This window comes from Singulisphaera photorubra, assembly GCF_045290345.1.
GTDB lineage: Bacteria > Planctomycetota > Planctomycetia > Isosphaerales > Isosphaeraceae > Singulisphaera.
Genome location: NZ_CP155447.1, coordinates 4,552,394 through 4,565,438 on the forward strand (window position 1 = coordinate 4,552,394; position 13,045 = coordinate 4,565,438).

Here is a 13,045-nt window from a genome sequence, read left to right on the forward strand (position 1 = left end):
CCACGTCATCCACCTCCAACGGCCGATGGAGCAAGACTTGATTAGTTCACATAACGAAAGTCGACGGACGCGAACAGGGCCTGAAAGAGCAAGGCCCACGAGTCCTCATCGGCCGGCTTCCCTTCCTTCTCGTTCTGAGCGACGAATGTGAGACCGATCCGCCGCTCAGAATCCGTCGGCTTACGCCCAAGGGCAAGCTGGTAAATCCGATCGATCCGACGGCCATCGTCCAGGCCGGGCCGGGACAGTAGCCGTCGCGCCGCATGCTTCGACTGCTCGAGCACGAACGGGTGATTCAGCAGGAACAAGGCCTGCGGAGCGACCGTGCTCACATTTCGCCGACCGACAACCATGCTCGGATCGGCGAAGTCGAACACCTCAAAGAGCTCCGGCAAGGCATTCCGAAACACGGGTGAGTAGACACTCCGGCGCTTCTCGACGTGCTCGAAGCCGTAGTCCGCAGGGAGATCGATGCGGAACGATGATCCCTTCATTTGTGGATCAAGCGTTCCACTTACGCTGAGAATCGTGTCCTGGATGCATTCGGCGTCGAGTCGGCGACGGCTCATCCTTCCGAGCAAGCGGTTTTCCGGGTCGACGGCTTGGATCTTGGCGTCGTCCACCGAGGAAAGGCGATAAGTCCGGGAGAGGACGATCCGGCGGATAAGCGTTTTGACCGACCAACCCTCCTCCATGAATTGGAGCGCGAGTTGGTCAAGCAATTCGGGATGCGACGGTGTCTCCCCTGTCGTTCCGAAGTTGTCGGTGGTCCGTACCAACCCCGTCCCGAAGAGCCAGTGCCAGACACGGTTGACATAGACACGAGCGGTGAGTGGATTACGTTCATCGGCCAGCCAGTCGGCAAGCTCGCGCCGACCACTCTCGTGACTTGGCATCGTCGGAGCATTGCCATAAGTCGCCACCGCGAGGACACCGCGAGGGGCGGCCTCCCCTAAGGTATGGACGCTCCCCCGAACGTGGACCCGAATCTCTTCGATTTTGGGGACCTCCTCAACGCCCATGAAGAGCTCCCGCTTCGGCCCCTCGTCCTTCAGACGCTTGAGTTCCTTCTCCAGCTTTGCAGCGAGTTGGGTCGCTTCTCGCGCCGCTTTGTCAACGGGCTTCGCCGTGCCGGCCCCGGCTTGCGCAGGCCCATCCCCTGCGTCGTGCGGAATGAACAGAACGGCATCGGCCGTGACGTGCCCGGTTGTCCCTTCATTGGAGATCATCACATAGCCTTGGCCGTTGCTCTCGAACCGAAAGCGACCAAGTGGCACGTAACGGTCGTCAATCGGTGGGGTCGCTGACATATCCACGTGGACCATCGAGTCGCCATCGGCGCTCAAGATGGCGACGGGCACCGCCTTCGACCGGCCCGTTCCGGGAGAGTAGGCCAGCCAGACATCGTACGAGCCGGCGGCTTTGAGCTCGGGGAGGAAAGTGAGAGTCTTTTCCCCCTTGCCCACATTCATATCATGAATATATCCAGTGCCGACATAAGACTGCGAGTGCTGCGACTCCTTCCATTCACCCACCTTTTTCGCAGTCGTGTCGTCCACCACGACCCCCGGCACCTCGCTGATGGCCAGCACAAGTTTTTTTGCGTTTCCCTTGGCCTTTCCCACCTTGCCTCGGGTCGTCTTGATTTGGGCCTCAAGCGCCGCAACCCGCTGCTCGTGGGCCTTCAGGAATTTCTCGCGTTCCTCAACCACGGGCAAGGGGCGTTCCAGCCATGCCGAGACGTTGGCATGTTCCAGCGTTTTCGTATTGCGCAAGATACCGGCCAGGGCGTAGTAGTCGCGGGTTGGGATCGGGTCAAACTTGTGGTCGTGACAACGCGCACATCCAATCGTCTGGCCAAGGAACGCCTTACCGATTGTGTCGATCTGCTCATCCACGACATCCATGACAAGCTGGGGTTTATCCTGTTCCTCGAGGTTCGTGTTGCCAAGGCTGAGGAACGAGGTCGCGATGAGTTTCTCGCGGCGATCAGGGAGATTCGCCGCGGGCAACAAGTCGCCGGCGACCTGTTCGCGGATGAAACGGTCATAGGGAATGTCATTATTGAACGCGTCGATCACGAAGTCGCGAAACCGCCAGGCCTGCTTGAAGACCAAGCCGCGGAGCGTGAGCGACTCGGCATAGCGAACCACGTCGAGCCAGTGCCGGCCCCACCGCTCGCCGAAATGAGGGGACGCAAGCAGTCGATCCACCAGGGACTCATAGGCCACCGGAGACGTGTCATTGACAAACGCGTCGACCTCTTCCGGTGTGGGGGGTAAGCCGATGAGGTCGAAATAAAGCCGACGCGCCAGGGTCGCCTTGTCGGCGTCGCGAACCGGCTTGAGGCCGCGCGACTCGAGCCCGGCCAGGATGAACCGGTCAAGCTCGGTCCGAGGCCAGTCGGCGTCGGTGACCTGAGGGGCTGGCACTCGGCGAGGGGGCTTGTACGCCCAGAACGATCGTCCCTTCTCGACGCTCATTCCGGTCAAGGGCTTGGCCTTCCCCTTGTCCGACTCTTCCGACACGACGCGCGGGTCGGGCAGTCCGATCTGGATCCACCGCTCGAAGTCGGCGACAACCGCTTCGGGCAGCTTGGACTTCGGCGGCATCGCGATCCCATCGTGCCGCAAGGCGTCCAGCAAGGGACTCTCCTCGGGCTTCTCGGGAACCACGGCCGGCCCCGAATCGCCCCCCGTCAGGAGGCCAACTCGCGAGTCGACGCGAAGTCCTCCTTTGATCGCCTTGGCGTCAGCCGAGTGGCAGCTATAACACTCCTTGACGAGCACGGGCCGGATCTTCTGCTCGAAGAACGCAACGCCGTCCGGATCGGCCGCACTCGACACCAGAGGTGCGACGAGCCAAACGAGGCATCCTCCCAGCAAGCCCGTTGCCTTCATGCCATGAGTCCTCAGGCGGGTGAACGGTGGGGACGTTTCGCGGGGGGAACAATCGGTTCCCCTTGATTAGAGCCGAAGCCCCACAAATTGGACAAGCAAGAAGCGAAGATCGAGGAAAAGGACTGTCCAGAGGAGAAATCGACGACGAACAGAGCCGAACGGGACTCATTCCGGCAGAGAAAATTTCAATTTCCCTAAATCACTGCAAAGTCACACTTTAGACTCAAACAAACAGACCAATCAGTGACAACCATGTCCAAAATGTCGTTCGCGATGCTTTAGTTTGATGAGGGTTACCAGGGAGGTGGACGGCATGTTGAATTCCAATGACATCACGTCACGACACGAACAATCGCCTCCGTCTCCGCCCCCGGAGCGAGTGGACGAGTTTGTCCGGCTGCTCGGCCAAAATCAGCGTCGGATCTTCGTGTTCGTGATGAGCATGGTCCCCAATCTGACGGAAGCGGAAGAGATCATCCAGGAGACGAACCTCCTGCTTTGGCGCGAGTTCGACCAGTTCCAGAGCGGCACCAACTTCGCTGCTTGGGCCTGCCGGGTCGCTCTCAACCAGACGATGGCCTGGCGAAAGCGGAAGCGACGAGACCGGCTTGAATTCAGCCCTGCGTTCCTGGAAGCGATCGCCGCCGAGTCCAATGCCGAGGCTGACCGACTCGAGGAGCGAACCCGTGCGCTCGCTTATTGCATAGAAAAACTCCCCGAGCAACACCGTCGGCTTCTCCGCACTCGATATGGCGAGGGTCGAGGGGTCGAGGTGATCGGCCAAGAACTGGGCCGGACGGTGGCTGCCATCTACCGTTCGCTGAGTCGAATTCGTCACACCCTCCACGACTGTGTGACTCAGGCACTCACCCAAGGACAACGATCATGAGCGGGCTCTGGGACGAGCTTCAACCGCTTTGTGAAGCGGCCATCGAGGGGCGCCTGAGGGTCGACTCGGCAGCTCGGCTCGAATCACTGGTCTTGAGTGACCCCGAGGCGCGACGGTTTTACGTCCAATACCTCCACCAGCATGCCTCTCTCCACTGGGCGGTGGCCGACCCTTCGCTACTTCCACAGACGCTTTCACTTGTTGATTCAATCGACCCGAGTCCCAGATCAACTCCGGAAACCCCGTACCGGAGCTTGCACCGGATGCGCTGGGTTGCTGGCCTGGCCGTGGCGGCCAGCTTGTTAATGGCGCTGGGAATTGGCTTGTCTCCGTGGCGGGTGCAAACGCCACTCACGGTGGCGACTCTCGTCGAGGCCAAAGCCTGCAAATGGGACGGCGGATCACTGCCGACGGTCCAAGGAGCCAAACTCCCGGCCGGCCGGTTGCGCCTGGCGGAGGGCTTGGCCAAGCTCACCTTCGCCAGCGGCGCAGAGATCACCCTGGAAGCACCCGCGGACCTGGAACTGGTCTCTCCGAAACGCTGCATCTTGCACGCGGGACGACTCGTCGCCAACGTGCCACCGAACGCGATCGGATTTACGGTGAAGACGCCAACGGCCTTGATCGAAGATCTTGGGACCGCCTTTGGCGTCAATGTGCTCCAGGGAAAGTCGGCCGACGTCCAGGTCTTTGAGGGGCTTGTTGACGTCCACCATGTCGGGTCAGGGCAGCTCGCCCACATGCGAACCGGGGAAAACCTTCGGTTCTCGCCGAACACCTTTGCGAAGTTCAACCCAATGGTCGAACGCCCTTCGGCCGATCGAGACGTGAAGCCAAGCAACGCCGCAATGCGACTGCTCCAGATCTCCACGGCAACCGGGCACGGCAAGGATGCCTACATTCGCCGACCAATCCCCATGAGGAATGGTCCCGAAGCCTTGCTGTTGGTCAAGAATACAACCAATGACGACTACGCGAGAAAGGCATATCTCGGGATGGACCTCACTCCGCTTGCCGACCTCAAGGTCGTTGACGCGACGCTAAACCTCACGTTTGCCCCGAGTGAGTTAGGTTTCGCATCCGAAGTCCCCGACTCGACGTTCGGAGTCTATGGCCTGACCGATGAGTCGCTCGACGCCTGGCAAGAGGATTCGATCCATTGGGAGAACGCGCTGCCAATCTCCCGGGCGGAGCGGCACTCGCCCCCGACAAGATCGTGTTGCTGGGCCGGTTTGAGATCATGCAAGGCGTGCTCAGCGGCACTCGCTCCATCGCGGGGCAAGCCTTGGCCGACTTTCTGAACCAGGATACCAATGGCATGGCCACGTTCATCATCGTCCGCGAGACGAAAGGGAGCGGACGCATGGACCTGGTCCATGGCTTCGCCGGCAAGCACCATCCCCAGCTCTTGCCTCCAACGCTCAAACTCACGGCGGTTCCACGGTCGAAACCGAAATAATCGCAAGTATCAGTGGACGCGGGAGCATCCCTATTTACAGGGGCTCATTCTCATGCACGATTCATTTCCATGAATCACGGCAATCTCAAAACGACCAGAGGAACTCGGTTCCGAGTTCTTGACCTCAAACACCCCGGTTTCGGGTGACGAGGCAGCGGATGGCTCCTTATGTGAGCCATCCGCCGCGTGAGACAAGATCATTTCTCCGGCTCAACCAGCCCTGGCAATGAACCCACATCGAGTTTCTCACTTCCCACGGCTTTGGCGGGGGAGGCGAGAACGAAGGAAGCCAGGTCGGCTAACTCCTGCGGACTGATCTTCGCCGCGAGCCCTTCGGGCATTAGCGACTTGCCGGTGCTGGTTAATTCTTCGATCTGACTCCGGAGAATCACGTCCTGGATCCCATCCGCACGACGGATCGTGACGCTCGAGGCCGTTTCCGAGGCGATCAATCCGGTGAAGACGCGTCCGCCGCGATCGCCAAGAACGTATTGCACATAGTTGGGGGCAACGAACTGATTGGGGTCGAGCACATGCGTCAGGAACGACTCCGACTCGCGAAACTGGGTGACCGTAAGGTCCGGACCAACCGCGTGCCCCGTGGCGCCGATCTTGTGGCAAGTCATGCACTGTTTGGCGAAAACCGCTTCTCCGCGGCTTCGATCGCCGGTCAACTTCAGCGCCGCCTTCATGGCCGATTGCAGGTCGCTGGAGAGGCCGGCCTCTTGCTTGCCAAACGTGGCGCGGGCCAACGTGGCAAGCTCCTGGTTCTTGTGATTGATGAGCAATGGGCGCCGCGCCAGGTCGATCTGACTGGCATCAACGGCCCCTGAAGCGATCCCCTTGAGCAAGGCCAAGGTCCATGATTCCCGGGCCAGGAGGGTTGCGACCGCCTCGGTGCGAACCGAGGGAACGAGCTGTCGGTTATTGGCGAGGATGAACTCGGCGATTTGCGGTTCATCGTAGCCAGCCAGGGCACGAAGCGACGCGATTTGAATCGCTTCGGGCTGATGCGGATCGATCAGACGAGTCAGGGAGTCGCGAACCCGAGGAAACGGTCCGCAAGCCAGGACTTCGATCGCCTTGAGTCGCCGATCGACCGCGAGTTCGTCATTCCCCAGTTCCTCAATCGCTCGATCGAAGAGTCCGGCGACAAACCGGTCCGCCTTGGTTGAAGGAGGTTCGATGATGCTCAGGTGTCCCCCCGCCTGCCTCAAGCTGGCTCCAAACGCCAGGAAGAGCCTTCTTGCGAGCGCTGAATCGGTGGGATCATTCGCGTGTGAGGCGATCGTTTCCAACGTCTGTTTGATCTCATCCGGTTGCCGTCGAGCGCCGATGATCCCGGCGAGCTGCTCCAGAAATGCCTGCCCAGCCGGTCCCGCAACGAACGTGCGATCGCTGGCCAGTTCGGCGAGAAGTGAGTGAGCCACTGTGGCGGAGGAACTCAGGACCGCCAGCCTCATCCAGGAGTCGGCGGAATCGCGGCGGGCGATCACGGCGAGGGGAATGGAGGTGAGCGGTTGCTTCGATGCGCCCAGATGGAGAGCGACTGCGAATCTGACACGGACATCGGGGTCATTGGCGTGATCCGCGACAGCCTTGAACAACTCGGGCGCACGATCAAGCGAGGACTCCGCCAGCCGGATCGCGTGCTCAACGACTCGCGGTGATGCATCAGCGATCGCGGCGAGTAAGTCGGCCTCGGTCAATGCATCTAATCCATGCAGCGACCAGAGTGCGTGGATTCGAGATACCGGCCGGTTGCTCGCGGCCAAGAGCCGGCGCAAAGATTGTTCAACCGTGCGATCCTGTCGCTCGAAGATCAGTCGATGGGCCGTCTCGCGCCACCAACTGTTGGGATTCTCGAGGACCGCGACGAGTTCTTCCGTTGTCGCGGAACCAAGCCGAGGAGCGGGAGGAGGTTGGAATCCATTGGGGGCGATCCGATAGATTCGCCCTTGGTCGCGTCCTCGCCGCAGGTCCAGGTGCTCCATCACATCCAGGGGGATATGAATCGCCTCGATGATCTCTCGGCTCATATCCAGAACGTGCAAGGTGCCGTCGGGCGCATTGAGCAAATTCACAGGCCGGAACCAGTTGTCCGACGACCTGACAAACTCAGTCTTTTCGTCGACCCGACTTGAAGTGAACGTCGGGCCACTGGGCTTGAGTCGCATTCGATGGATCAGGTTGTTCTGAGCATCACTGACGAAGACATCGCCGTAGTAGGTTTCCGGGTAGGCTGCACCCCGGTAAACAGTGACGCCCGAGGCGGCATCCACGACATGGTGGCTGGCCCCCGCGACATTCGCCGCGCGATCGCCGTGGGCAATGCGACGGCCCGAGCGAATCTGTCTCCAGCCTTCCAGCGGACTGATCCGAAAAATCGGAACGTTCGACCCGCCCACATTCTCGAGTGCCGAGGCGACCGGAAGAAACGGGTTCCGTGCCAGCGCGTCGAGAGGGACAACCGCATGCATCAAGGGACGTGACTCGCTGCAAAGAAAACGGTTGCCGTCGTCGTCGAACGTATTGCCGAACTGAACCGTGCCGGTGATGGGCTCCAGGGCTTCGTTCGTCGGATCAAACCGAAAGTCTTTCCCGGCAAGCGAGACTTCGGCCGCGTTCGGATCGGTCGCCGACTTGACGCTCCCCGTTCACGGACGTCGAGCCGTAAATCTTGTGGTCAAGCCCGAAGGTCAAGTTGTTCAGCATGCCTTGCTCATTGCCGGTGCCGAATCCGGTATAGACCTTCCGGCGCACGTCGGCGCGGTGGTCGCCGTCCGTGTCCTTCATGTACCAGATCTCCGGCGGCGAAGTGACGAACACTCCCCCCTTCCAAGGGGCAACTCCGGCAGCCCAGAGCAGGCCGTCGGCGAAGACATGACTCTCATCGAACTCGCCATCCCCATCGACGTCACGCAAGAGCCGGATTGCGCCGAGCGGTTTTTGACCGTCCCTGGGCTTGAACGGATAGTCGGTCATCTCGGCGATGTAGAGGTTGCCGTTCTCGTCAAACGCACCAGCAACTGGACTATGAATCCGAGGCTCCGCCGCGACTAATTCCATGTGGAACCCATCGATGGTCTCAAACGTCTTGAGCGCCTCGGCGGGTGTTTTCGGCGGCAGCGGCTTCAAGAATTCGCCCAGCTCCTCCTTGGTGTGCGTCCGGGCACTGGGATCGATCCGGGCAGGAGTCTCCGCGTCGATCCAGGCCGGCGGAACCCCCTCCGCGCCGAGGCCACCCCGCTCGCGAATCTTCGACAAGATGTCCCGCGACTTCTGGAAGTAGTCGAGGACCTTTGCCTTTTCGGCAAAGTCTCGTGCTCGGTGCTTCTCCATTTGGCCATCGAGCTTTCCCGCCAACGTATCCAAATCGGCCTGACTGAACGGGGCTTTGCCGTCGAGGTAGACGTAGACGGGATTGGTGTGTGACTCGGCATCGGGGGAACCCGTGTTCGCGGTCCCGAACGCTCGGGCAGCGATCCAGGAGGACTGATCGAGCGCGACGTCCCGGCTCAGCTCGATCCAGTTCCCCAGGCCCTCGCTCGCCGGGATTTTGAGTTCCTCAACGACCTGGCCGTTGACGATCAACTGAAGGTTCGTCACGGGGGCGACGGTCGAAAGGACCTTGACCTGGGCCCGGACTTTTCGTGGGGTCTTTCCTTCCTGCCGAAGAATGGCCCCCGGCCTCTGGCCGTCGACTTCGAGGAGGAGCAACGGGCCAGTCGATACGAAACTTCGGCCTTCGGAAGACGCTCGGAGCCAGCCGGCAAAGTCGGGGGCATCGCTCCCTTTTCGAGCCACGTAGGTGAGACAGTCTCCGAGCTTGCGACACGCTGGGAAGTCGCTTGCCCCGACGCAAGGGAAGCGGTATCCGATATTGAGGATTCGATACCAATCGTCGATTCCGATCCCCCGGTAGACGCCGAACTGGAGGAGCTCGACGCCGTCAAGATCGCCCTGAACATAGTCGGCGTAAATCGACTGGGCGTATCCACCGTGAGCCATGATCGCAAACCCACCGCGCCGCCTGGTTTCACGCGAGACCAGGCCGTAGAGGGGCCAGTTATTGGCGTTCAGACTCTGCCCCTCAAGGACCAGGTCGTCACGGAGGAACAGATTCAGGTGACCGTAGGTTGCGCTGCGATACTCCTGGCCCGAGACGATGCGGTAGTCGCCACGACGCCGCTCGGACTTCGACCCGAGACCGACGAGTTGGGGGTAATCGAGTCGCTCGCGGACTCCGACATAAGGGCCGGCCGGCTCGTTGTAGCCGAGCGGACTTCCATAACGGATATCCTCGGCCTCCAAGAGGTCGAAGATCACCTGGTCGTCAGCCTCATTTTCTCGCTTGAAGTGCAGATGCGTATCACCTGAGTCATATCCCTGTGCCGCCATATCGACGACTCGCTCCAAGGCGATCGACACCTGTCGCCGCTCCCCCGCCTCAATCCGGGTACTGAATGTCTGAGGCCGGTACTCGAACCCCTTCCACACTTCCACCCGGACCGGCCCCGGCGGGACGGCGATTTCCGCTTTCCCCTGGCTATAGAAAAAACGCCCCAGGTAACGGATCGGCGCTTTTCCCTGCCGATTTCCTTTGCCTGATTTCGGCCACTCCCCCGTGAAGTGATAGGGGGTGAGCGGACCAGCAGCCGGCTGGTAATAATTGCCGTCGGCTCCAACAACGTTGATCCGGCAAGGGGTAGGACGCCCCTTGATCTTGTCCAGGACCACAACCTCCAGGCGCGCACTCGAGTTTTCGGATGCGGTCGCGGAGCTTCCAGGGCGATCAAAGCCCGACGGCGTGAAGATCAGCGCCTCATCGTCGGCTGGGGCCGCGGCCGCCAAAGCGACCGCGACTGCCCAGCCTACGGCAAGTCGACTTACTGGATTCCGCAAGAAGCGCCCGACAAGTCGGGGCTCACAAGGAGGGCAGGATTGGAGTTTCATCGTGTCTACCAGGCAGGTGGGTCAATCTGAGCAGGTCTTACGATGGAAACGGGTAGGTCTGCCGAGAGCGCGGGTCCCTTCTCGATCAGTGAGACGGAAAATGGCTGGCCCCGGCTCCCACCGGCTCAAGAGTTGGCCGCGGTTTCCGCCAGTGATTGAGAGTAATCACCCAGGATGCGAGCATATAGAACGCAGGATATGACAAGGAGGCAACGGCGAGATTCCAATTTGAACCGTGTCGCGGGGGAAGTTGGGCCGCCGGCAACTGAATCAGGAGCCAGGTCAAAAGCCCCGCCCAAATCGCTCCCAGGACATTGTTGAGCATGTTGAATGCCCCCGGTTGCGACGGATAGAGATAACGGCTCGGAACAAACGTCAGGAGGCTGAGCACGATGACGACGACGAGCGCAAACGGGCCGGGGAGTTGCAGGATGTAGAGGTAGAGAGCCACGATGTTCCAAAGGGACGGGAATCCCAGGAAGTAGCCATCGTCGGTTTTGGCCTCGACCTGGCAGAACCCATAGGCACTCGCGAGTAGAGGCAAGATCAACCAGCCGTTGGTCCCCGCGGGCAAGAGGTTCGCTCGCCAGATGAGCATCAGGGGCAGGAAAGTATAAGTCAGAAAGTCGGTGATATCATCCAACTTTCTCCCGTCGAAATTGGGCAGGACCTTCTTGACCCTCACTTTTCGCGCCAGAGTTCCGTCGGTGGCGTCGACGAACGTGGCGAGCATCATGAGCAGGAAGACGCCGCGATAGGCGTCGGCGCCGCCGCGGACCAGGAGAACGGCGATCCAGGCCGCGATCACCAAACCAAGGGCGGTATACAAGTGCACGCACCAAGCCGCAAACCATAAAGCGGGACGGATGCCGTCCTGTTCGCCGCGATGTTTCCTCTTCGCCTGATCCTGCATGGGAACTGCTCTTTTTCTCGTGACCTGCCACGTCAGCCGATCAATTGCCGGCCGGTAGCTTCGTGCGGTTTGTGTTCGATACCAACGGCCCGGTGGGCTTCAAGCACGCCCTTCTTACCGCGTCGGACCAGTCGGTAAAAAATGGCGCCGACGATCAGAAGGAGGGCGGTGGCCACCAGAGCACTGTAACGACGATACCAGATCGTCCCATAGATCTCCTGCCTCGGCCAGCCAATGTTCACCACGACCAGCACGCCCCAGACAACAGCTGCAAGATTGACGATCAATCCCCAGCGACCAAGCCTGAAAATTCCCGGCTCGGCGGAAGGCGTTTCAGAGCGTTTCCTTCGAAGTCGTGAGCATAACATCGGGATCGTGACAAGGAGATAGGCGAGGTTGGCCCAGACGATCGATACCGAGACGAGCACTTCAATGATCTGGGGGAAATTCACGTTCACCACCAGGATCAAGGCCGCGAACAGACCGAGCAGGATGGCCGGCAGTACGGGCGTTCGCGATGAGCCGGAAACCCAGGCCAGGGCGTGCGAGAAGGGCAAGTTGTTGTCGCGGGCCATGGAGAAGACCAACCGTACTGCGGCCGCGTGAACGGTCAGGGTGCAAATCAAGATCGCGAGTGCCACGTCGCAGAGCAGCAGCATCCCCAGCGACGGTCCAAGGATTTGCTTGATGGCGTACTGCATCCCCCCGCTGATCCGGCCCAGTTCCGGGTCGGCGAGATTCTCGACTCCCATCAAGACACCCAAAATTAAGAGGGCCCCAGCCCCTCCCACGGCCGCCAGTGAGCCCAAGATCGCGCGAGGGGCGCGCCGCCTCGGATCGGTAGTCTCCTCCGCCAGCGAGCCCGCGGTGTCGAAGCCGTACATCACAAAGGAAGGGATCAAGGCTGCCGCGAAGAAAGGGCCAAGATAACCGAACGGGCTGGCACTCCCTCGCCCTTGCTGGTCGAAGACAACCGTGATTCCGCGTCGAGCTTGGCTCATCAGCAGGACGATCAGAAGCAGCGTGCCCACCATTTCGGCGAAGACACCCACGTTATTGATCCGGGCGAGGAGCCGAACGCCGACGCCGTTGATCAACATGCTGAAGGCGATCAGAAGACAGCCGAGGAAAACCGCATTCCGCGCGGCGTCTGCCGGACGGTCAATGAGGCCGATGACTTGGAACCGAGGCGAGATCTGCGGCAGAGTCGCCTGAAGTGCCAGGGCGACTGACGCCAGCGTGATCACCGCGCAGGCCAAGTAGACCCATCCCGCCATCCAACCGACCCAGGCCGGGCCGATCTGTCTCGACCACTGATAGACACCTCCCGCCAGGGGGTATCGGCCTGCAAGTTCCGCGAAGCAGAGCGCGACCAAAAACTGGCCGCAAAAAACCAGCGGCCAGGTCCAGAAGAAGGCAGGCCCCCCTGCCCCGTATCCCAGGAAGAAGAGTTGCGGCAGCCCGGTCAAGATCGAGAGATAAGAGAACCCGGCGGCAAAGGAGGAAAAACTACCGAGGGTCCGATCCAACCGCTGGCGATAGCCGAACGCGGCCAGGTCGCTGGAATCTCGGCCCAAGTCCCGATTTGCCACGTACGCTCCCCTTCAAAGTCAAAATTCAAAACCAAATGATCGAGTCAAGCCAGAGCCTTGGCCATTGACCTGAAGCCGCGGGCGGCGTTTTCGCTTGCCCCACTCGATCATCGCATTTGTTCGTAGCCTCAACCACCATAGCTCATGGGGAGTTGGAGGCAGACTCACGGATGGCGGCCGAGTTTATTAACTAGAGCGAGAACCGTCAAAGGCTTGCTTTTCTGGGCCGATCACATTCTGATGTTCAGCGAAACTTTAGTAAAAATACACAGTTCAGGAAGGTGTTCTGGAGAATTGGAATCCCTGCTGTTCCGAAGCTCGGGGGCCCTCATGGGT

Annotated in this window: 7 protein-coding genes and 1 pseudogene; 3 read left to right on the top strand and 5 right to left on the bottom strand. The window is 60.4% G+C overall.

Translation table 11 applies throughout. The annotated features are described in order from the left end of the window. Positions 1 to 41 precede the first annotated feature (41 nt). Positions 42 to 2,900: a DUF1553 domain-containing protein gene (locus tag V5E97_RS17175; protein WP_406700521.1), complete on the bottom strand. Its 2,859-nt coding sequence runs from the start codon at positions 2,898 to 2,900 to the stop codon at positions 42 to 44. 313 nt (positions 2,901 to 3,213) lie between these two features. Between V5E97_RS17175 and V5E97_RS17180 the strand changes: the two genes are divergently transcribed. From V5E97_RS17180 to V5E97_RS17190, 3 genes are read left to right on the top strand one after another with little or no spacing between them, the layout of a single operon-like run. Beyond that, a complete protein-coding gene (locus V5E97_RS17180) occupies positions 3,214 to 3,789 on the top strand; it encodes a sigma-70 family RNA polymerase sigma factor (protein WP_406700522.1) in 576 nt (191 codons plus the stop codon). Next, positions 3,786 to 5,090 (top strand): FecR domain-containing protein, encoded by a 1,305-nt coding sequence (locus tag V5E97_RS17185; protein ID WP_406700523.1) that lies wholly within the window; start codon positions 3,786 to 3,788, stop codon positions 5,088 to 5,090. The genes V5E97_RS17180 and V5E97_RS17185 overlap by 4 nt, the downstream gene beginning before the upstream one ends. Before the next feature lie 17 nt (positions 5,091 to 5,107). After that, positions 5,108 to 5,248, top strand: coding sequence for a hypothetical protein (locus V5E97_RS17190; protein ID WP_406700524.1), 141 nt, complete (start codon positions 5,108 to 5,110; stop codon positions 5,246 to 5,248). 197 nt (positions 5,249 to 5,445) lie between these two features. Here the strand turns inward: V5E97_RS17190 and V5E97_RS17195 are convergent, their stop codons facing one another. From V5E97_RS17195 to V5E97_RS17210, 4 genes and pseudogenes are all read right to left on the bottom strand, one after another. Further along, entirely contained in the window at positions 5,446 to 7,242 is a 1,797-nt protein-coding gene (locus tag V5E97_RS17195) for a c-type cytochrome (protein WP_406701177.1), read from the bottom strand. After that, positions 7,240 to 10,204, bottom strand: a pseudogene (locus V5E97_RS17200) (PVC-type heme-binding CxxCH protein); the annotation flags it as partial. The pseudogene V5E97_RS17200 and the gene V5E97_RS17195, both read right to left, overlap by 3 nt. Before the next feature lie 85 nt (positions 10,205 to 10,289). Next, positions 10,290 to 11,117: a CDP-alcohol phosphatidyltransferase family protein gene (locus V5E97_RS17205; protein ID WP_406700525.1), complete on the bottom strand. Its 828-nt coding sequence runs from the start codon at positions 11,115 to 11,117 to the stop codon at positions 10,290 to 10,292. Positions 11,118 to 11,149: 32 nt separating this feature from the next. Further along, positions 11,150 to 12,709, bottom strand: a complete 1,560-nt coding sequence (locus V5E97_RS17210) for an amino acid permease (protein WP_406700526.1) — start codon at positions 12,707 to 12,709, stop codon at positions 11,150 to 11,152. Positions 12,710 to 13,045 lie beyond the last annotated feature (336 nt).